17 protein-coding genes are annotated in these 20,842 nt (G+C 71.0%); 12 read left to right on the forward strand and 5 right to left on the reverse strand.

The window, feature by feature from the left end; genetic code table 11:
* The first annotated feature begins 746 nt into the window (after nt 1-746).
* Nucleotides 747-1,961: a pectate lyase gene (locus tag ACQ0O7_RS10760; protein ID WP_430781779.1), complete on the forward strand. Its 1,215-nt coding sequence runs from the start codon at nt 747-749 to the stop codon at nt 1,959-1,961.
* 21 nt (nt 1,962-1,982) lie between these two features.
* Here ACQ0O7_RS10760 and ACQ0O7_RS10765 read toward each other — a convergent pair whose 3' ends face one another.
* Nucleotides 1,983-2,636, reverse strand: a complete 654-nt coding sequence (locus ACQ0O7_RS10765) for a class I SAM-dependent methyltransferase (protein WP_430781781.1) — start codon at nt 2,634-2,636, stop codon at nt 1,983-1,985.
* A 169-nt stretch (nt 2,637-2,805) separates the two neighbouring features.
* On the opposite strand from ACQ0O7_RS10765, the gene ACQ0O7_RS10770 reads away from it, so the two are divergent.
* Together ACQ0O7_RS10770 and ACQ0O7_RS10775 are read left to right on the forward strand one after the other, a co-directional pair.
* Nucleotides 2,806-4,365, forward strand: coding sequence for an MFS transporter (locus ACQ0O7_RS10770; protein WP_430781783.1), 1,560 nt, complete (start codon nt 2,806-2,808; stop codon nt 4,363-4,365).
* Nucleotides 4,366-4,387: 22 nt separating this feature from the next.
* Nucleotides 4,388-5,017, forward strand: a complete 630-nt coding sequence (locus ACQ0O7_RS10775) for a TetR/AcrR family transcriptional regulator (protein ID WP_430781785.1) — start codon at nt 4,388-4,390, stop codon at nt 5,015-5,017.
* A 32-nt stretch (nt 5,018-5,049) separates the two neighbouring features.
* On the opposite strand, the gene ACQ0O7_RS10780 is transcribed toward ACQ0O7_RS10775, so the two are convergent.
* Entirely contained in the window at nt 5,050-6,474 is a 1,425-nt protein-coding gene (locus tag ACQ0O7_RS10780) for a WGR domain-containing protein (protein WP_430781786.1), read from the reverse strand.
* 149 nt (nt 6,475-6,623) lie between these two features.
* Here ACQ0O7_RS10780 and ACQ0O7_RS10785 point away from each other — a divergent pair, with 149 nt between their 5' ends.
* Both ACQ0O7_RS10785 and ACQ0O7_RS10790 read left to right on the forward strand, forming a co-directional pair.
* Nucleotides 6,624-7,010, forward strand: a complete 387-nt coding sequence (locus ACQ0O7_RS10785) for a hypothetical protein (RefSeq protein ID WP_430781787.1) — start codon at nt 6,624-6,626, stop codon at nt 7,008-7,010.
* A gap of 122 nt (nt 7,011-7,132) precedes the next feature.
* The gene (locus ACQ0O7_RS10790) at nt 7,133-8,206 is read left to right on the forward strand and encodes a hypothetical protein (RefSeq protein WP_430781788.1); all 1,074 of its coding nucleotides are present in this window, start codon (nt 7,133-7,135) and stop codon (nt 8,204-8,206) included.
* On the opposite strand, the gene ACQ0O7_RS10795 is transcribed toward ACQ0O7_RS10790, so the two are convergent.
* Nucleotides 8,169-11,237 carry a S8 family peptidase gene (locus ACQ0O7_RS10795; RefSeq protein ID WP_430781789.1) on the reverse strand — a complete coding sequence of 1,023 codons (3,069 nt, stop codon included), beginning with the start codon at nt 11,235-11,237 and terminating at the stop codon, nt 8,169-8,171. The two genes, ACQ0O7_RS10790 and ACQ0O7_RS10795, sit on opposite strands and share 38 nt — an antisense overlap.
* Nucleotides 11,238-11,474: 237 nt before the next feature.
* On the opposite strand from ACQ0O7_RS10795, the gene ACQ0O7_RS10800 reads away from it, so the two are divergent.
* Nucleotides 11,475-13,115 (forward strand): diguanylate cyclase, encoded by a 1,641-nt coding sequence (locus ACQ0O7_RS10800; protein WP_430781926.1) that lies wholly within the window; start codon nt 11,475-11,477, stop codon nt 13,113-13,115.
* A gap of 1 nt (nt 13,116) precedes the next feature.
* Here the strand turns inward: ACQ0O7_RS10800 and ACQ0O7_RS10805 are convergent, their stop codons facing one another.
* Nucleotides 13,117-13,905, reverse strand: a complete 789-nt coding sequence (locus ACQ0O7_RS10805) for a M12 family metallopeptidase (RefSeq protein WP_430781791.1) — start codon at nt 13,903-13,905, stop codon at nt 13,117-13,119.
* Nucleotides 13,906-14,056: 151 nt separating this feature from the next.
* Here ACQ0O7_RS10805 and ACQ0O7_RS10810 point away from each other — a divergent pair, with 151 nt between their 5' ends.
* From ACQ0O7_RS10810 to ACQ0O7_RS10835, 6 genes are all read left to right on the forward strand, one after another.
* The gene (locus ACQ0O7_RS10810) at nt 14,057-15,109 is read left to right on the forward strand and encodes a glycoside hydrolase family 43 protein (protein WP_430781792.1); all 1,053 of its coding nucleotides are present in this window, start codon (nt 14,057-14,059) and stop codon (nt 15,107-15,109) included.
* 48 nt (nt 15,110-15,157) lie between these two features.
* Nucleotides 15,158-16,618: an McrB family protein gene (locus ACQ0O7_RS10815; RefSeq protein WP_430781793.1), complete on the forward strand. Its 1,461-nt coding sequence runs from the start codon at nt 15,158-15,160 to the stop codon at nt 16,616-16,618.
* 1 nt (nt 16,619) lies between these two features.
* Nucleotides 16,620-17,756, forward strand: coding sequence for an McrC family protein (locus ACQ0O7_RS10820; protein WP_430781794.1), 1,137 nt, complete (start codon nt 16,620-16,622; stop codon nt 17,754-17,756).
* A 71-nt stretch (nt 17,757-17,827) separates the two neighbouring features.
* Nucleotides 17,828-18,520, forward strand: coding sequence for a hypothetical protein (locus ACQ0O7_RS10825; protein WP_430781795.1), 693 nt, complete (start codon nt 17,828-17,830; stop codon nt 18,518-18,520).
* Nucleotides 18,521-18,533: 13 nt separating this feature from the next.
* Nucleotides 18,534-19,046 carry a sigma-70 family RNA polymerase sigma factor gene (locus ACQ0O7_RS10830; RefSeq protein ID WP_430781796.1) on the forward strand — a complete coding sequence of 171 codons (513 nt, stop codon included), beginning with the start codon at nt 18,534-18,536 and terminating at the stop codon, nt 19,044-19,046.
* Nucleotides 19,039-19,758: a hypothetical protein gene (locus tag ACQ0O7_RS10835; RefSeq protein WP_430781797.1), complete on the forward strand. Its 720-nt coding sequence runs from the start codon at nt 19,039-19,041 to the stop codon at nt 19,756-19,758. The genes ACQ0O7_RS10830 and ACQ0O7_RS10835 overlap by 8 nt, the downstream gene beginning before the upstream one ends.
* A gap of 38 nt (nt 19,759-19,796) precedes the next feature.
* Here ACQ0O7_RS10835 and ACQ0O7_RS10840 read toward each other — a convergent pair whose 3' ends face one another.
* Nucleotides 19,797-20,777, reverse strand: a complete 981-nt coding sequence (locus ACQ0O7_RS10840) for a MerR family transcriptional regulator (protein ID WP_430781798.1) — start codon at nt 20,775-20,777, stop codon at nt 19,797-19,799.
* Between the last annotated feature and the right edge of the window lie 65 nt (nt 20,778-20,842).

Below are 20,842 nucleotides of genomic sequence, written 5' to 3' on the forward strand. Positions count from 1 at the left end.
CGGGGCAGCAGCTGAGAGGAAGGCTCTATCCGGTGGAAAATCCGCCAAGATCGGCCAGGGCAGGGCCGGAAAGCGGGCACTCGCGCGGGGAATTGACCGCGGACGGGCCAGCGGCCCAGAGGAAGACTTAATAGGGGGTTTTACCTACCGAGATCTGGCGGGAAGTGCGTCTGTAGCGCCAGGTGGGGCTGTGGCGCGCCGGGTGGGGCTGTGGCGCGCCGGGTGGGGCTGTGGCGCGCCGGGTGGGGCTGGGGCGCCGGGTGGGGCTGGGGCGCCGGGTGGGGCTGGGGCGCCGGGTGGGGCTGGGGCGCCGGGTGGGGCTGGGGCGCCGGGTGGGGATGTGGGGTCGGGGCTGGTGTTGGCTTCGTGCTTGGGGGCGGTGACCACCGCATTCGCCCGGTGGTCGCCGGGCGGTCCGGTTGATCGCCGGCGTCGCGGGGACGGGGCGGGGCGATCGGATTTCTGTGGAGCCGATGGGCGTACCGGAAAGGGGTGGAGAACCGGTCGCCGAGTCGGAGAGGGACGGCTACCTGGAGTGGCGCTGGTTCGGGCGAGTCGGGACGGGTGCGTCGACGATGGTCGCGGAGGGTGGGCGGGAGGCTCTGTCCGGGCGGTTCGGGCGCCCCGTCGTGCCGTAATAGCGGCGACGCCTTGTCTTAACATCGATCAGTGCCTATCGTCCACAGGAAAGCGCTTTCCCCCCGCTTGAAGGCGCGACAAATCCCCAACACGAAGGTGAGTCCTCGATGAACAGACCCGCATTGTTGCGGTGGTCGGCTGTGGGCGCGACCGCGGTGGTCAGCGCCGCTATCGCGATGGCACTGCCGACCGGTTCCGCTCTGGCCGCCGACAACCTCAGCATCGGTGCCGGAGCGGACGGCTCCAGCAAGGCCAGCGGCACCAGCTACGGCAACGTGATCGACGGCAACACCGGGACCTACTGGGCGCCGGGCAGCGCCACCGGCAGCGTCTCGGTCAAGTGGAGCAGCGCGAAGTCGGTCTCCTCGGCCGTCATCCAGCAGGCCTCCGGCGGTGGCTCGATCAGCGCCTGGCGGGTGCTCAACCACGACACCGGCGGCGTCCTGGCCTCCGGCAGTGGCAGCCCGAGCACCATCAACTTCTCCTCGACCTCGCTGAAGAAGATCACCTTCGAGATCACCAGTGCCTCGGCGGCGCCGCGCATCGCCGAGTTCCAGACCTTCTCCAGCGGTGGTTCCAACCCGACCACCAGCCCCACCTCCGGGCCGACCAGCCCGACGCCCGGCCCGACCGGCAACCCCGGCACCCCGACCGGCGCGTGGCCGTCCTCGGCCGGCAACGTGAGCATCTCCGGCACGGTCAACGTCTCCGGCACCTTCGACGGCGGGATGAAGACCTACTGCTGCATCGGCGACGGCGGGCAGGGCGAGTCCCAGGACCCGATGTTCAAGATCGCCAACGGCGGCACCCTGCAGAACGTCATCCTCGGCTCCCCGGCCGGCGACGGCGTCCACTGCGAGGGCACCTGCACCATCCGTAACGTCTGGTGGAACGACATCGGTGAGGACGCCGCCACCTTCAAGGGCACTAGCGGCGGTACGAGCTACGTGATCGGTGGCGGCGCCCGGAGCGGCAGCGACAAGACGTTCCAGCACAACGGCAACGGCACGGTCAACATCTCCGGCTTCTACCTCAGCGGCTCCGGCAAGCTCTACCGTGGCTGCGGCAACTGCACCAACTCGTACCAGCGCCACGTGCGGATCGACAACGTGCTGCTGAACGACATCGACATGGTCGCCGGCATCAACAGCAACTGGGGCGACACCGCCACCATCACCCGGGTCACCCTGACCAACGCGTCCAGCGCCACGGTCTGCGGCAAGTACCAGGGCGTCGCGAAGGGCAGCGAACCGAAGTACCTCGGTGAGGGCTGGAACGACGCCAACTGCAAGGTCACTCAGAGCGACATCACGCGCAGGTAGTTCGCCACCGGGTCCGGGCGCTCATCCTTCGATGGGCGCCCGGACCAGCATGTATCCGTGTGCGGGCTGCGAACCCTCCGGCGGGGTGCTCGCCTGGATGATCAGCGTGAAGCCGGCGGCAGTGAAGAGGTCCGCCATCTCCCGGGCGGAGAGCCAGTACCGGTCGTAGTCGACGCCGAGGCTCTCCACGACGCTGCCGGGCTGGTTGCGATGCGCTGAGCCGTCGCCGTGTTTGAAGACCGTCACCAGGTACCCGCCGGGTTTCAGCACCCGGGCGAGCTCGGTGAACGCGGGCACCCGGGCGTCCGGGGCGAGAAAGATCAGCGAGAACCAGCACACCACCCCGGCGAGCGAGGCGTCCTCGAACGGCAGCGCGCGCAGATCGGCGACCTGGTAGTCGAAGCCCGGATTCGCCCGGCGCGCCGTCTCGATCATGCCGGGGGAGAGGTCCACACCGCGCGGCGCCAGGCCCCGATCGGCGAGGTGCGGCATCAGCCGGCCGGTGCCACAGCCCACGTCGGCGACCTCGGCGCCCACCTCCAGGGTGGCGGCGGCGAACTGGTCGAGCATCGTCAGCTCCACCGGCAGGCCGTCCAGCACGCCCGTCAGATTCTCGGCGTACCACGGCGCGAGCACGTCGTGTGCGTCCCGCAGTTCGGCGGTGCTGGCGTCCATTCCCCGTCGACCTCCACTTCGGATCGGTGCGGCGAGGAATCTACCGCCCGGCGGCTACCGCCACGTGACCGGGAACACTTTCGAGACGATGCCGTTCCGATATTGCGGGTGGGGCGTTAGCTTGCATTGTGAAACGGAACGGTTCCGTTTCGAAAAGGGGCACGCGCAGATGGACACCCAAACTCAACCTCGGACCGGGCATCCCCGGCGCTGGCCGATCCTCGGCGTGCTGGTCATCAGCCTGCTCGTGGTCGTGCTCGACAACACGGTGCTCAACGTCGCGATGAGCACCATCGCCGACCCGCAACGCGGCCTCGGCGCCACCCAGAGCGAACTCGAATGGGCGATCAACTCGTACACCCTGGTCTTCGCGGGCCTGCTCTTCACCGCCGGGATCCTCGCCGACCGGCTCGGGCGGCGGCTCAGCCTGGTCGTCGGGCTCGCCGTCTTCGGCATCGCGTCGCTGATCTCCGCCTACGCCACCTCACCCGACCAGCTCATCGCCGCCCGCGCCCTGATGGGCCTCGGCGCCGCCGCCGTCATGCCGGCCACCCTCTCGATCATCGCCAACGTCTTCGACCCCCGCGAACGGCCGCGTGCCATCGGCGTGTGGGCCGGTGCGGTCGGCCTGGCCGTCGCGATCGGGCCGGTGCTCGGCGGGGTGCTGCTGGAACACTTCTGGTGGGGCTCGGTCTTCCTGATCAACGTGCCGATCGTGGTGGCCGGGGTGGCACTGGTGCTGATCCTGGTGCCGGAGTCCCGCGACCCGAAACCGAACCGCATCGACGTGGTCGGCGTGCTGCTGTCGATCGTCGGGCTGACCCTGCTCACCTACGGAGTGATCAAAGGCGGAGAAGACGGCTTCGGTACGGCCCCCGCATGGTCCACCGTCGTCACCGGACTGCTGGTGCTCGTCGCCTTCGTGATCTGGGAGCGCCGGATCGCGTACCCGTCGCTGGATGTCCGGCTCTTCACCAACCGGCAGTTCTCCGCCTCCACCGGCATCATCGGCCTGGTCTTCTTCGCGGCGATGGGCTCGATGTTCTTCGGCGCGTTCTACCTGCAGATGGTCCGCGGGTACGGGCCACTGGCGTCCGGCGCGCTGTTCGTGCCGTTCGCCGTCGGGCAGATGATCTTCGCGCCGGTCAGCGCCTCGATGGTCAAACGGTTCGGCCCGAAAGCGGTCAGCACGGTCGGCCTGCTGCTGGTCTCGGCCGCCCTCGGCCTGTGGGTGTTCATCGACGTGGACACCCCGATCGCCCTGGTCGCGGTGGCGTTCTTCGTGCAGGGCGTGGGCATGGCCAACGTGATGCCCCCGGCCACCGAGGCGATCATGGCGACGCTGCCCCGGGAGAAGGCCGGGGTCGGCTCGGCGGTCAGCAACACCATCCGCCAGCTCGGCGGCGCGCTCGGGGTGGCCGTGCTCGGCGCGGTGGTGTCCTCGGTCTACCGGGCGCACCTGACCGAACCGGCCGGGCTGCCCGGCGCCGCCGCCGACCTGGCCCGCGAGTCGATCGCCGGCGCGTACGCGGTCGCCGGTCAGGCCGGCCCGGCCGCACCCGCCCTGCTCGACGGCGCCAATGCGGCGTTCGTCACCGGCATGCACTACGCGGCCGTCGGCTCCACCGTGTTCGCCCTGCTCGGAGCCCTGGTGGCGGTGCTCTGGCTGCCCAGCCGCAAGACCGTCACCAGCCCGGCCGAACCGGAACGGCAACTGGCCGACGCGTAACCCGGCGGTAACAATGAACGACATGACCAGCAGCACCACGGCCGGCCAGGAGCGTAAGGCTCCGGGCCGGCCCCGCAGCGCCCAGACCGACGAGTCGATCCTCGACGCGGTGCTGGGGATGCTCAGTGACGGACAGAGCGCCGCCGCCATCACCATCGAGGCGGTCGCCGCCAAGGCCGGCGTCGGCAAGGCCACCATCTACCGCCGCTGGCCGAACAAGGAGGCGCTGCTGATCGACGCGGTCCGGTCGATGAAGGGCCCACTGCCCGAACCGGCCGGCCGGTCGGTCCGCGAGGACCTGATCGCCCTGATCAACGCGAACCGGACCCCACGTGCCCAGCGTTACAGCAAAGTCACCGCCTGCCTGCTGCCCGAGCTGCAGCGCGACGGCGAGCTGGCCCGGATGTGGCACGACTTCATCGAACCCCGCCGCGAGGTGACCCGGCAGGTGCTGCGCCGGGGTGTCGAGACCGGCGAGTTGCGCGCCGACCTCGACATCGAGCTGACCCAGCTGATGCTGTCCGCCCCCGGCATGGTCCAGTCGATGCTGCGGCGGCCCTCCCCGGTGCCGGAGGAGCGGTTCGCCGAAGCCCTGGTCGACGCCGTCCTGCGCGGCGCCGCCGGGCCGAACCTCAGCCCCGGCCTCAGCTGAACCTCAGCCTCGGCCTCGGCTGAACCGCACCCTCAGCTGAGGCGCCGGATGTCGCCGTAAGCCCGGTAGAAGCCGCCGCGGGACGCCTCCCGGATGCCGCTGACCACGTAACGGGTGCCGCGCTCACGGATGCCCTTCGGGAACTGGACCTGCCAGTCCTGGTGGTAGCCGGAGGTCACCACGCGGATGCGCAGCCGGCCGGACTCCTCGACACACTCCACCACGATGCCGTCGGCCGGGTCGTGCACGACCTCGACGGTGGTGGACGGCGCCACCTCGGCCATCCGCGGCGGCGCCTTCACGTCCACCACCTGCGGCACCGTGCCGTCCACCGCCGCGCGGATCGCCTGCTCGCTGGCGTCGATGCAGGCCAGCGAGCCGTCGGTGGTGACGATGTAGAGGCGCTCGTTGTGGTACTGCATGGAGTAGGCCGAGCCGCAGCCGGTCCCCAGCTTCCACAACCGGTTGCCGGCGGCGTCGAAACAGTAGATCGACGACGAGCTGTCACCGGCGAAGACATAACGACCGTCCTCGGCGGCGGCACACGAGAACACCGCGGCGTCACACTGGTAGGTCTGCCGGCGGGAGCCGTCCTTGCCGAACTCGGCGACCAGGCGGTCGCTCGTGCCGGCGTAGACGGTGTCCCGCTCCTGCCAGCCGAACAACACCGCGCCGCGGGTGCCGGTGTGCCACAACTCCTTGCCGGTGCGCCAGTCGTAGCTGGTCACCCCGGCACTGTGGCCCTGGTGCACGGCGTCGTCGTCACAGCGGACCATCCAGCCCGACGAGCCACGGCCGGGCCGCTGCCACAGGAACTCGTCCTCGTGGTCGATCGCCGAGATGCCCCCGTTGGCGTCCGACACACCGAGGACACCGTCGTGGATGTCCAGCCAGTAGATGTCGATCTCGGGCGCGATCCGGTACGCCAGACGGGGCACCTTGCCGGACAGGTCGTAGACGTTGCCGTCGTCGCAGCCCGCGTAGATCCAGCGGTCGTCGGCGACGATGCACTTCACCCCGTCCGGCAGGCGGAACTGCTGACGCACCTCGGCCTGGTGGCTGAGCGTGGTGATCAGCCCGGCCTCGTTGCCGACCATGCACACCTCGTCGTCGACGAACACGCCGAACGCCGGGCTGCCGCTGCGGTAACGCCACAGCACCGGCGCGCTCTTGGCGGTCGACCGGGTGCTGACGATCTGCCGGCGGGTGATCGACCGCGGCTGCCGCTGACCGATCACCGCGGGGGCGTACCCCTTGCGGACCTTCTCCCCGATCTTCTTGGCCGCCTCGGACTTCGCCTTGTCCTCAGTGGCATACGACGTCTTCTTGACCTGGCCCTGGTCGCCGATCCGCCCGTAACGGACGGTCAGATCCATGCCGTCGATGGTCACCTCGTAGAACTTGTGGGCGGACCCACTGTCTTCGGAGAGCTCGAGGTACGTCGTGTCGGCCGGCATCGGGCCACCTTTCCGCGTGGAGGGGGAACACCGAAGAACTTAGCCAGGGGGTACGACATTTCCTTCACACGTACGGATGAGCAGCGAAACTATGCCGTCGGGCGGGCTCTCGAACCAGGTAGTCGAAGCCCCGTCCCGAGGAGAGCGCCATGAGGATTCGTACCATCGCCGGAGCCGTCGCCCTGTCCGCCGCCCTGCTGTTCGGCTCGCCGGCCGCCGCGCGGGCCGCCGACACCCCGCTGCCGGTCAGCGGCGACACCGCGGCACTGATGGAGCAGATCAACGGCCAGCTGGCGACCGCCCGCGAACTGGCCGACGTGAACGAGCCGCTGACCGGCTCGGTGAACGCGCCCTTCATCTCGCCGTCGGTTCAGGACACCCTGGACATGCTGCGCGGCCTGCAGGACGGCGACCCGGGAGCCCTGGGCAAGATGTCCGGCCTGATCGAGGGCGAGATCTACCGCAACCAGGTCGGCACCGACGTCTACCGCTACCACCAGGGCACCGGCGAGCCGAACGGCCACGTCGAGTACTGAAGACCCGGTGACCGGTGGCGGCTCCAGCCTAAACCGCGGAGCGCCACCGGTCACTCGGCCGTTTCACCCCTTTCGGGGTGCGGGGTCGCCTTCTACTGTCGGGATCTCCCGGCTGCCGGAGGTTGATCCTGAGTAACGACGACGACATCGGACGGGCCTGGCTGAGCGGTCTGGCCCGCAACCCGAACATCCCGCCCATGCTGCTGCGCCGCATCGTCGATGACCATCGTGACGTGCTGCGGTGGCCCTACCTGGACCGGAGGGTGTGGACCGGCGGGCAGTTCGACGCGCTCGCCGATCATCCGGATCAGCGGGTGCGCGAGTGGCTGGCCGAGGCCCTGCACGTCACCCCGGAGCAGCGGGCCCGGCTGGTCGAGGACCCGGCGATCCAGGTGCTGCGGATCCTCGCGCTGGGTCAGGACCGGTTCGTGCTCGCCGTGGACACCTGGGAGCCGCCGCCGGCTCTGCCCGCCTGGGCGTACGACCGTCTGCTCGAACGGGAGCCGAGCCTGCTGCCGTATCTGCGGGACAACCCGGACGCCCCGCAGTACGTGGCGTACGAATGGCCGCAGCCGGTGGAGGAGGAGGACCGGGACCCGGCCGCGTACGACTTCCCGGTCGGTCCCGACGAGCGGATCCCACCGGTGCGCTGGGCGGTCGGCACCACCGATCCGGAGACTCTGCGGGAGTGCGCCCACTCGCCGCACATCGCGTTGCGCCGCAGCGTGGCCCGCAACCGGAACCTGCCGGCCGGCCTGATCGCCCTGCTGGCCGAGGACGACGACTTCGCGGTCCGGCTGATGCTCTGCGAGTCGCACCGGGACGTGCCGCCGGAGGCGCTGCTACGGGTCTACCTGGAGGCGACCACGATGAGTCATTTCACGTTGCAGGGGCATCCGGCGTTTCCGCGCACCGGGTTGGCCCGCCTCGCCGATTCGCCCGATCCGAAGGCCCGTGCGCTGGTCACGCGGGATCCGGACGCCGGCACGGAGGTGATCGACCGGCTCAGCCGCGACCCGGATCCCACCGTCCGGGCCCGGGCCGCCGCCGACCCGCGACTGTCGTTCGAGCGGCTCGGTGAGCTTCTCGACGACCTGTCCGTCGCGGCGCCGGCGGCGGCCAACCCCCGGGTGTCCCAGGGGTTCATGGAGCGGGTCGTCAGAGAGGCGGCAGCGCCCGGATCACCGTCTGCGTGACGGTGGCGGCCCGGCCCGCGGCGGTCACCCGCAGCGAGGTGTGACCGTCGCGGGGGACCACGGCCCGGTACGTGCCGTCGGCGTCCCGCCGGGCCACGGTGCTCTGCCACGTCGTACCGTCGTCGGTGGAGAACCGCAGGGTGACCGACCCGGTGCCGGCCGGGACCCGCATCCGCACGCCGCCGCCGGCCGATGGGGTGATCCGGACGGTGTCCAGGGCGGGCACCACCGCCGGGTCGGTGAAGGTCCAGTCGACGGTGGTCGCGGTGGACGTGGCGAACGCCTCCGGCCGGGTCTGCTCGACGCGCAGCCGCCAGTCGGCGCGGGCCCGGCCGAGCCGGAAGGTGGCGTCGCCGCCCCGGTCCGAGGCGGCCACCTCGGCGCCGTCGCGGAACAGGGTGGTGCCGCCGGGCACGTTGCTGGTGGTGCCGGGGTGGCCGGCGCTGTCGCAGTTCATCGCCACCCGGACCCGCAGCCGGTCGCCGGTCCACGTGCTGCCGGTGGGGCAGGGCGCGACGACCGGGGCGTTGTAGGTGGCGGTGTACCGCCGTCCGGGCTGGTAGCGCCGCGGTTCCCCGGCGGTGCGGATCTCCTCGTACCCGCCGTCCTCGCGGTACTCGTTCATCGACGTGCTCCAGCGGATGCCCCCGGCGGTGTTGAAGTGCCGGGTGGCGGCCTGGTCGGTGCTGAGCCCGGCGAGGGTCAGCGGGATGCCGGGCACGTGCACGCCGGCCTCCATGTAGGCGATGCTGCCGGGTGCCTGCCGGTGCATCTCACCGGTCTCCACCGCGAGGTCGCGGGCGGTGACGGCGCCGGTGAAGCCGGTCGGCACCCGGCCCGTCACCGGCCAGGCGAGATGGTAGGCCCCGGAGGCGGCGGTGTACGCCAGCCGCAGCACGGTACGGAACCGGTCGTCGCCGTCCGCACCGAGCTGGGCGCTGTGCAGGGTGCCGCCGTAGCTGTTGACCGCGTACGACGTCCAGCCGTGCGGGGCGCGTACCCCGAAAGCGACGGTGCCCGCCTCGAATCCGGCGTCCGCGGCCGGGACCCGGGCCGTCACCGGCTTCGCGATCCGGGTGTCCACGGTGATGTCGGTGGTGCCGGTGACGGTGACCGACGGCTGGGCGACGGCGGTGCTGGCCCAGCTGCCGTCCTCGGCGGCGGTGAAGTACTGGGTGATGATCGCGTACCGGCCGGTGGGCACCCGCAACGCGAGGTCGGCCGTCGACGGGTACTCGTAGAGGCTGTCGTACAGGTACGGCGTGTCCAGCCCGATCACCTGCGTGTAGTGCTCGTCGGTGGGCTGCCCGTCCCGGCCCAGGACGTGCAGGTTCAGGTCGGTCCTCGTGGTCTCCCGGACCACCGCGACCGGGGTGGTGACGTCCTGCCCGCCACCGGTGGCGGTGAGCCGCCCGGTGTTGGCCCCGCCGCTGGTGCCGGCCGGGGCGGTGACGTTCGCGGTGGCGGTGCCGCCGGCCGGGACGGTCAGCGAGGTGGTGTCGACGGTGAACGGCGCGGTCACCCGCAGCGTCACGGTCAGCGGCGCGGTGCCGTGGTTGCGGTAGGTGACCGCTCCGGTGGTCGTCTGACCGGCGGTCTGGTCACCCAGGCTCAGGGCGGGCGGGTCGGCCAGCAGGGTGGTGCGCACCGCGCGGGACACGTCGGCACGGCCGGCGCCCTGGGCGTACGCGCTGAGTCCTTCGGCCGGTTCGGCGCTGCCCATCAGGGCGGCCTTGAGCTGGGCGGGGGTCCAGTCGGGGTGCTGCTGGGCGAGGATCGCGGCGCTGCCGGCCACGTGCGGGGAGGCGAACGAGGTGCCGTCGCCGGACGCGTACGAGCCGTCTCCGGCGTCGCTGCTCCGGGCGTGTGTGATGGCGACCCCCGGCGCGGTGATCTCCGGTTTGATCGCCTGGCCGTCCCTGCCCGGACCGCGGCTGGAGAAGCCGGCGAGCCGGTCGTCGCGGTCCACGGCGCCGACGCTGAGCGCGGCCGGGGCGTCGGCGGGGGAGTTGATCTGGTAGTCGTCGCTGTTGTTCGGGTCGTTGCCACTGTTGCCGTCGTTGCCGGCGGCGACCACGAACAGGGTGCCGTACCGGCCGGTCAGTTCCTCGACGGCGGCTTCCAGGGGGTCCAGGCCGGGGGTGTTGGGGAAGCCGAGGCTCATGTTGACGACCTTGGCCCGTTCGGTGCCGGCGGTCCACTCCATCGCGGCGATCACCGCGGATTCGGTGGGCTCCCAGTCGCCGGCCTTGGCCGAGACCAGCCGGGCGCCGGGGGCGACGCCCCGCTGCCGGCCGCCGGAGGCCGCGCCGCCACCGGCCAGGATCGAGGCGACGGCGGTGCCGTGCCCCAGTATGTCCTTGATGTCACCGGTGGCCGGGACGCCGGTGGAGAAGTCGACCTGCGCGGCCACGTTCGCCAGGTCGGGGTGGGTCACGTCGACCCCGGAGTCGATCACGCCGACGGTCACGCCCGCACCGGTGAACCCGGCCTGCCAGGCCAGGGTGGCGCCGATCTGCTCGGCGCCGTCGGCGGCGGTGTACCGGCCCTTGGCGTCCAGCCACACCTTGCCCGCGCCGGTCCGGTTCTGCCAGGACCGGGCAAGATCCTTCTTGGGGGTACGGGTGACGACCGCGTCGATGCTGGCCAGTCGCCGCACCCGGGCGCCGGCCGGGGTGGCCCCGCCGCTGGTGATCAGCGGGAGGTCGGCGCGCCGGTCGTCGTAACCGGCCGCGATCAGCCCGGTGACGTCGAACAGCCGCCGGTCGAGCCACCCGTCCCGGAGCAGTGGCAGCGCGTCGGCCGGGACCACCCGGGTACGGCCGCCGGCCGTGCTGGTCGCGAAGGGGATGCCGGAGCGGCCGGGCGCGGGCCGGACGCTGACGGCACCACCGGTGACGGTGACCCGGTCACCGGTGATCAGCGTCACGGTCTGCGCCGGATCGGCGGCCGGGGCCGGTGCGGCGGCGGCCGGCGTGGCACCGGCCGGAACCGCGGACAGCGCCACGACCAGCGCGGTCGCCGCGGTCAAGGATCTTCTCAGGGGTGTGAACACACCCAGGAAGACGAAGATGGATCGAATCCTGTGCACATCGGACAAAGAATTTCCGACGTTCCGCCGACGTCCGCCCCACTGTCCCGTCCAGGCCGGGCCGTCCTATTCTGGTCGGCGTCAAGTCCTCATGATCGGGCCGACCGGGTCGATGAACCCTCCAGCCTGATCGGTGGCCGCTCGGTCCCGGTGTTGAGGGGAGACGGCTTGACCACCGTGAACGCGACCGACAGCGACTCCCTGCCGGTGCACGTCCTGCTGGAGCGGGCCGAGGAACGCCGGCTGGCCGGGGACTACCAGGTCGGCGGCGAGCTGGCCCGCAGCGCCGCGGACCTGGCCGCCGCGATCGGGGACGCCGCGGGCGAGGCGGCCGCGCTGCGCTCGCTGGCCAACCAGGTGATGCGGGTGGGCCGGCAGGAGGAGGCGATCGCGGCCTGCCGCCGGGCGGCGGTGGCCCTGGAGGGGCTGGACGACCCGGTCGGCCTCTGCGAGGTGCTCACCCTGCAGGCGATGCCGCTGCTCGAACTCGGCATGCACGACGAGGCCCTGGAAGTGCTGGCCACCGCCCGGGACATCGCCCAGCGGCTGGGCAACCGGGAGCTGCTCTACTGGGTGCACAACCGGACCGGTGTGGTGCACGGCAGCATGGGCAACCGGGAGATGAGCACCGAGACGCTGACCCGGGCGCTGGACATGGCCGACGGGATGAACGCCGAGGCCCGGTTCTGCATCCTCAACAACGTCAGCGACAACGCGGTGTACGAGGTGACCCGGCTCCGTGGCCGGGGGGAACGCGAGGCGGCCGAGTCGATGCTGGCCGACGCTCTCGGGCACGTGACCGAGGCGCTGCGGCTGGCCCGCGAGGCCGGGCACCCGTACCGGGAGGCGATGAGCCTGGACAACCACGGGATGCTGCTGGCGCTGGCCGGTGACCTGGACGGGGCGGCTGGGCTGATCGAGGAGTCCCGGCGGATCGCGGTCCGGTCCGGGTACCGCTCGCTGGAGTCGGCGGCCCTGCAGCACCAGGCCCGGATCCGGCTGATGCGCGGCGACCACGCCGAGGCCATCGACGGCCTGCTCCAGGCGCTGGACCGGGCGCGGCAGGCCGGGGAGAGGCCGATGGCGATGGAGATCTCCCGGGAACTGTCCGAGGCGCACGAGCGGATCGGGGACTTCGTCGCCGCGCTGGCCCACTACCGGGACTTCCACGATCTGGAGCGGGAGCTGCACAACGAGGTGGCGGCGGCCCGGGCCCGGATGGCGGCACACCACTTCGAGCTGGACAACGTACGGCTGGAGGCGGAGAACGCCCGCCTGGAGGCCGAGCTGCACCGGGCCCGCAGCGCCGAGCTGGCCGCCGACAACCTGCTGTGGCAGCGGCAGGCCACCGAGGACGCGCTGACCGGCCTGCCGAACCGGCGCTCGGTCGACGAGCGGCTGCCGAAACTGCTCGCCACCGGTGGCCCGGTGTGTGTCGCGGTGGCCGACGTGGACCTGTTCAAGCGGGTCAACGACCGGTACGGCCACTTCGTCGGCGACGAGGTGCTGCGCCGGATCGCGGCGATCCTGCTGGACCGGATCGGGGAGACCGATCTGGTGGCCCGGTTCGGTGGGGAGGAGTTCCTGATCGCACTGCACGGGTCCGGGATCGAGGACGCGCGTGCCCAGTGCGAGCTGCTGCGGGCGTCGGTGGCGGCGTACCCCTGGGAGACGATCGAGAAGGGGTTGACCGTCACCATCAGTCTGGGCCTGGCCGAGGTGGCCGGCCCGGCTTCGCTGGCGGACGCGATGAGCCGGGCCGATCAGCGCCTCTACGACGCGAAACGTAACGGCCGCAACCGGGTGCAGGCCGACTGAGTCACCGCTTGGGGTAGAGGGTGGAGACGAAGCGGGCGTCGGCCGAGCTGACGTCGGCGCCGCCCTCGACCGCCACACCGTCCTTCATGATCGCGGCGGGCAGCTCGTAACACATGATGGAGTGCTGGTCGGGTTCGGCGGTGGCGTTGAGGGCCGACCGGTCCAGCGGCGTCAGCACGTTGTGGATGGTCAGCTCCGGCGACCAGCCGATCTCCCGGCGGAACCAGTCGATGGCGGCCTGCCTGTCGATCCGGGCGATGATCTCGCGGCGCAGGTGTTCGTGCGGGAAGCCCAGGGTGTGGCCGGTCTCGTGGCGCACGATCCGGGTGAACTGGCGCTCCGGGGTCTTCATGGTGAAGCCCTGCAGGTTCATCGTGGGCCGGCCCTTGGGGATGCGCAGCACGTCGGTGCCCAGGTAGGACCAGAAGCCACCGTTCTCACCGCCGGCGCGGGCGATCCGCACGTGCGGGTCGGTGGCGGACTCCACGAAGCTGACGTTGGCCCAGCGGTTCCACGCGTTCATGTGGGACAGGATGCGTTTGCGCAGTTCGGGCTCGGGGTTGTCGAGGAAGCCGACGGTCAGGCGGACGCCGCTGGGACCCCAGTACTTGGCGGTCAGCACGGCGAGGTGGGCCGGTTCGATGACGACGTCCGGGGCGATCTCGCGCAGGGAGCCGAGGGAGAGCGCGTTCGCCGGGTTGATCTCGGCGGCCGCTTCGGCCGCCGGCACCCACTCCTCCGGGGCCAGGGTTTTGATGGTGCAGGTCATGGTTTCGGTAAGCGTGTCCATGACGCAGATGGTTCGCCTCCCGAACGGAAAAATCCGGCTAAACCTGTCCAATTACGCTCTAAGGGTAACGAAATCAGGTTTGAAGGTGACCACGCGGCTTCAGTAAGGTTTCCTAAATTGACACGCGTAGATCTCGCGATGGAGGACCCCCATGCCCCGTCCCCGCTGGCTCGTCGCCCTCACCTGTCTGACCCTGCTCGGCAGCCTCGCCGCCGGACAGCCCGCCTCGGCCGGCCGCACCACCCTCGGCGGCGCCGACCCCAGCGTCATCAAGGTCAACGGTTTGTATGTCTCGGCCAAATCGGTCGACGGCGGAGTGGCCGTGCGCACCGCGACCACCCTGGCCGGCATCGCCACCGCCCCGAAGAACCAGGTGTGGCGGGACACCGGCGGCCTCGGCGAGGTGTGGGCGCCGGAGATCGTCCACCACGACGGGCAGTACCGGATCTACTTCGCGGCCGGCACCGGCGCGGCCCACCGGATGTACCACATCAGCTCGGCCAGCCCCACCGGCGGATATTCGGCGGCCACCAAGGTGGCGCTGCCCAACGACAAGTGGGCCATCGACGGGGTGCCGTTCACCTACCAGGGACAGCGCTGGTTCGTCTGGTCCGGCTGGTCCGGTGACACCAACGTGGAACAGAACCTCTACGTGGCCAGGATGAGCAGCCCCACCACCACGACCGGTGCCCGGTACGTCATCTCCCAGCCCCGCGAGCCGTGGGAGCGGGTGGTCGGCAACCCGTACATCAACGAGGCGCCCCAGCCGATCCTGGACCCGAACGGCCGGCTGCACATCGTCTACTCCGCGAACGGCAGCTGGAGCAGCCGGTACTGCCTCGCCGACCTGCGACTGCGGGCCGGCGGTGATCCGTCGTACGTCTGGGACTGGTACAAGAGCAACGGCTGCCAGTTCGGCTCGCACGCCTCCGAGCTGATGTCCGGCTGGGACCCCACCCTGCACGCCGACGGCCCCGGTCACCACACCTTCGTCCTGGAGCGCGGTGACATCGCCACCAGCCCGCCGTCCGGCAACCGCTTCCCGACGATGTACCACGCGGTCGCCAAGGGCACCCCGTACTCCTGGTCCAACCGCTACTGGTACACCGGCACCGCGGTCTGGTGGGGCAACGTCACCTACCGCCGCGCCAACGTCCCCGGCGCCACCACCGACACCGGCTTCGGCCTCAAGTTTTTCGAGTGACACCGACTGTCCGATGCCGACCGCCCACGGGGCTGCTAAGAATGCCTGATGCCCGCCCAGGACACCGCTGAGATCGTCGCCGCCGTCCGCGCACAGTTCGGCCCGGCGTTCGTGGCCGACCGCGTCGCCGCCGAGGACCAGGTGCGAGCCTTCCTCGGCGAGCGGCTCGGCGCGATGGACGCCGCGCAGATCGTCACCCTCGGCCGGTTGATCAACCGGCACGGCAAACTCGGCCGGGAGCGGTACGACCGGTTCACTCCCGGATTCACCGGCGCGGTGATGAACCGGCTCGGTGCCGACCTGGACACCTTCAACCGGATGACGAGCCGGCTGTGGCGGGAGCCCATCCCGGACGCCCTGCACACCCTCGGCGGCGTGTACGCGGTGCGGACCCGGTTCCCACACGCCGGGTCCTCGCTGCCGAGTTTCCTGCTCTACCTGCGTGACCCGGAGCAGTTCGGGATCTGCGTCAACGCCACGATGATCGGGCTCGGCCACGAGTCCGGCACCACGTACAGCGCCCGGAGCCTCGCCACCTACCAGCGGTTCTGCGCCGACCTGCGGGCCTGGCGGGAGCGGTACGGGGTGGCGCCGCAGGAGGCCGACGCGATCCTGACCGCCGTCATGCGGGAGCACCGGCAGCCCTCCGCCGAGCCGGAACTGCCCGCGCAGGCGGGTGTCGAGGAGGTCGCCGAGGGCTGTCACCTCGAGGTGGAGCGGGTCGACAAGTGGGTTCAGGCGCTCACCACCGGGATGCGGCAGGCGGTCTTCCACGGCCCGCCCGGCACCGGCAAGACACACGTGGCCCGGCTGCTCGCCCGGCATCTGGCCACCTCGCCGGAGAACGTCGAGCTGGTGCAGTTCCACCCGGCGTACTCGTACGAGGACTTCATCGAGGGCCTGCGGCCGCAGGCGACCAGCGGCGGACTGGACTACCAGGTGCGGTCCGGGGTCTTCGCCCGGCTCTGCGACCGGGCCCGGAAGGCGCCGGGGGAGTCGTTCGTCATGATTATCGACGAGATGAACCGGGCCGATCTCGCGGCGGTCTTCGGTGAGCTGCTGTACCTGCTGGAGTACCGCGACCACGAGATCGTCCTGCCTTACTCGCAGCGCCGGTTCTCGGTGCCCGCCAACGTCTTCCTGCTCGGCACCATGAACACCGCCGACCGCAGCCTCGCCATGCTCGACTTCGCGCTGCGGCGCCGCTTCAACGCCTTCCCACTGCCACCGGACGAGAATGTCCTGGAGCGCTGGACCCGGGGCCGCCCGGACCTCAACGCCGAACTGGCGGTCGGGGTCTTCCGGCTGATCAAGGAACGGGTCGGCCCGGACGCGCCGGTCAGCCCCGGACACTCCTACTGGATGACCGAGACGCTGGACGCGGCGACCGCCGAACGGATCTGGGACTACCAGCTGCGGCCCTACCTGGCCGAGTACTGGTTCGAACAGCCCGCCGAACTGGACCGGCTGGACGCCGAGGTGCGCACCCTGATCGCGGAGCTGGCCTGAGATGTTGCGGCTGGCCGAGTACGAGGTCGCGACGGTCCACCTCACCCCGGCCGAAGCCGCCGAACTGGCCGGCATGACGGTGGGGGCTCGCGGCGCCGGCGGCCGGCCCCGGGTGATCGAACGGCTAGTCCCGACCGCCGGCCCGAACGTGTACGATCTGCAACCGGGCCCGTTCGTCGGCCGGTTCCGGCTGCTCAGCGGACGGACCGTGGAGGTGTCCGGCCGCTTCCCGTTCCACGACCTGGCCACGCTCCTCGGGCTGGGCCGCCGGCCCGCGCTGCTCACCGAGGCCCCTACCGACGGAGACGGCGCCCACGGCCTGGTCGACCTGATCGCGCTCGCGTTCGTCCGGGAGGCCGAACGTCTCACCGGCCAGGGGCTGGCCAAGGAGTACCGGCGGCGGACGTTCACCCGGCCGCCCTATGCCGGGGCGCCGTCGGTGCCGCTGCATCTGCGGGCGCACGCGGGCCGCCCGGACCGGCTGGCCACCACGGCCAACCGGCTCACCGTGGACGTGCCGTTGAACCAGGTGATCGCCACCGCGTATCGCCGCCTGGCCGGTGTCGCCTCGCCGAACGCCCGGGTGCGCGCACTGGCGCCGGCCTTCGGTGGCGTCACCGTGCTGCCGGGGCGGCCACCGGTGCTTCCCGCGGTTCCTGCTCGCTACCGGGAGATCGAGAAGCTCTCCCGTCTCGTGTTGTCCGGGCGCAGCGTGCTGCCGGCCGGGTCCGGGGTGTCCGGTGCGAGCGTGCTGTTCGACATGACCCGTGTCTGGGAGGACTACGTCGGCGACTGGCTGCGCCGCGGGTCTCCGGGTCGGGTGGTCGTCGCGCAACAGCCGATCCCGTTGACCGACACCGGGCCGCGGCGGACCGGTTACGCCGACTACGTGGTCCATCAGGGCGGAAGACCGATTGCGGTGTACGACGCCAAGTACCGGCCGTGGCATCCTTCGCCCAGCACCGACGAGATCTATCAGCTGTTCACCTACGCCCAGCGGCTCGGTGTCTCGCGGGCGGTGCTCGTCCACCCCGGCCGGGAGCACGTCAGCACCACCACGACGGTCGGCCCGGTGACGTTCGAGAGCGTGGCCCTGCCGATCGTCGAGGCCGTTATCTTTCCGTTACATTCAAGTTGAAATCAGGTGCCCGGGTGGGGCGTGTCCCTGTTGATCGCAAGGAACACACCCCACACAGAAGGAGCACCCCCATGCGTTCTTTCGTCTACGGCGCCGTCGCGCTGCTGAGCGCCACCGCCCTCTCCGCCTGCGCGAACGGCGCGCCCGTCGCCGGTGGTGAGGCCTCGCCGGTGGCGGCGCGGCAGCCGGCCGCCACCTCCGCGGCGCCCGCCGAGACCTCGGCCGAGGCCACCACCGAGCCCACCAGGGCGGCCGCTTCCAAGACCGCCGGGTCGAAGGGCGCCACCAAGCCCGAGCCGGAGTCCACCAAGGTCGTCAAGTCCGACCTGAGCGCGCTGAAGAGCCTCGGCATCGCCGTCGAGAAGAGCGTCCTGATCGACGTGGCCGACGACGGCGAGGACCGCTGGCTGTCGATCGGCAAGAACGGTGTCGTCGACTTCACCGGCACCAAGCGCACCGACAACACGATGATGTTCCTGGCCGCGGCCCCGGTGGCGGGCAAGAACCGGGTGGTGATCAAGCCGCCGTTCTACAACGAGGACCTGGGTGGCGGCTACTGCGTCGCGGACACCAAGGGCGCTCCGCTGAAGCTGGAGGAGTGCGAGAACGACCGGCGGCAGCAGGTGTTCGAGCTGGTTCCCGCCGGGGACTCGGGACAATTCGAACTTCACGGGATGTACGGTGTGATCCGGGTCGACAACGGCAAGATCACCACGAACGGTGCGGGCCGCGTCGGACTGCAGACCATCGTCTACGCCCAGTGATTCGGAGCCACACTTGCGGGACGCCGAGGACTTCGACACCTTCTACGCGATGTCCTCGCGTCGCGTCCTCGCCCAGGTCGCCATGATGGTGGACAGCCGGGCCGAGGCCGAGGACGCGGTGGCCGAGGCGTACCTGCGGGCGTGGAACCGATGGCAGAAGATCAGTCAGTACGAGAACCCGGAGGCCTGGGTACGCCAGGTCGCCTACCGCCAGGCGGTGAGCACCTGGCGCAAGGCCGTCAACCGGATCCAGGCACACTGGCGCGACACCACCGACCAGCGCGTCGAGGCCCTCAACCCGGACCATGTCGCGATCGTCGCGGCACTGCGTGAGATCCCCGCCGACCAGCGACGGGTGATCGTCCTGCACCACATCGCCGGTCTGAGCGTGGCCGAGATCCATCAGGAGACCGGCGTCCCGGCCGGTACGGTCACCACCTGGCTGGCCCGGGGCCGCCGGGCACTGGCCGCCCACCTCACCGACAGCGACACCCTCGAAACGGGCCGGGAGCACCGCGATGTCTGACGATCGCATCCAGCAGGGCCTGGACTCGTACGCCGAGCACCTCCAGCGGACCACCGGCCTGGCGCCGTCCGCGGAGATCCGCCGCCGCGGCGACCGACGGCGGCGCAACCGGGCCACCGGAGCCGCCTTCGCCGCCGTCCTGATCGCCGCGGTCGGCGTCGGCACGGTGCTGACCCGCCAGCCCGGCACCGGCCGCCCGATCCAGCCGGCTGCGACACCCAGCCCCTCGGTGTCGCAGCCGTCGATCAGCCCGAGCCGGACCAGCTCGGTCGCCTCCGACGTGAGCCGGCTCCGGGCACGCGGCCTCGACCTGGAGACCGGAGTGCTGATCTTCGCGCCGGACGCCGCCCTGGACCGGTGGATGGCCGTCGGCGCTGACGACGTGGTCGACTTCACCGGCCGCACCAAGGACGCCTCCACCGAGATGTCCCTGATCCCGGCCGTGGTCGAGGAGGACGACCGGGTGATCATCGTGCCGGTGGCCAGGCCCGGCTGGTGCGTGACCGACACCCCCGGCGCCGGTCTGCCCCTGGCCCTGCGGCCGTGCCGCGACGGCCAGGCCGACCAGACCTGGGCGGTGACCGCGGCCGGGGACTCCGGGAATGTCAGCCTGACCGGCCCGGACGGCCCCCTCTACGTCGGCCCGGACGGCCTGGCCCTCGACGCCGGCAGCGGCTTCAGCAGCCTCCAGATCAAACGGTTCGACGGCTAGGTCATGTCCTCGCTCCCATACGATCCGCCACCCCGGATCTAGGGACGCAGGGCGATCGCCAGCCACTTGCCGAGATCACCCATGTCGGTGCCGGCGTAGGGGTCCGGGACGGCGCCGTTCACCGCGTTCACCAGTGCCAGGTAGCGGCCGTGGGTGGCCTCGTACCAGTCGTCGTGATCGGTGTCCTCGAATTCCGCGATCATCGCGAAGCCGTCCGCCATCCGCGCCCGCCGCTGCGGGCTGTCGACCGTCCCGATCGCTTCGTTGCTCTCCCGGGCCATGCGGTCGGCCAGCTCCCGGGCGTACGCCGAATCCGCCGGCAGCCCGGACCGGTACGCGTTCAGGATCATCTCCATCACTTCGTTCGGCCCGTGGATGTACTCCTGCACCGGCGTCGCCGTCATCCTCGCCACCGCGGACCCGGTGTAAGTGTCGCGAAGATAGGTGCGCACCTCACCGCGGAACGCGGCGTCCCGCAGCAGATCGGCCAGCTCGATCCAGGCGTCCAGCTGGGCGGTGGCCGGATCGTCGGGCAGCCGGGGCCGCATGGTGCCGAGCCGTTCGGCGAAGTCGGGCGGCAGATCGGTGCCGGCCTCCGCCCAGAAGTCGTCGACCAGCCGCTCCCGGTCCTCGTCGGACATGGTGACCAGGCGTTGCATCAGGGCGGCCCGGCGTACCGGCTGATCGTGGCGGTTGAGGGCCCGCAACACCGAGCGGCGGGCCCGCAGATCCCGGTCCTGTCTCTCGACCAGTTCCAGATGCTCGGCCAGCAGGTAGCGCAGGGTGGTCTCGCCGTCCAGCAGCCGCCGGACCTCGTCCAGGCCGGTGCCCAGGTCGCGGAGGGTGCGGATGAGTTCGAGCCGGGCGATCGCGGTCACGTCGTACATCCGGTGCCCGGCGCTGTTGAGACCGGACGCCGGGACGATGCCCTCGTCGGCGTAGAAGCGGATGGCGCTGACCGACAACCCGGTCCGGCGTGCCACGTCCCCGATCGGATGAAGATCCTGATGTGCTGTCATGCCGGCGACCATTCCTCCTCAAGCCGCTTGAGCCGCAAGGGTCGGCACCGCGTCACCGTCGGCCT

It is taken from the genome of Actinoplanes sp. G11-F43, assembly GCF_050589265.1.
In the GTDB taxonomy this organism is placed as follows: domain Bacteria; phylum Actinomycetota; class Actinomycetes; order Mycobacteriales; family Micromonosporaceae; genus Actinoplanes.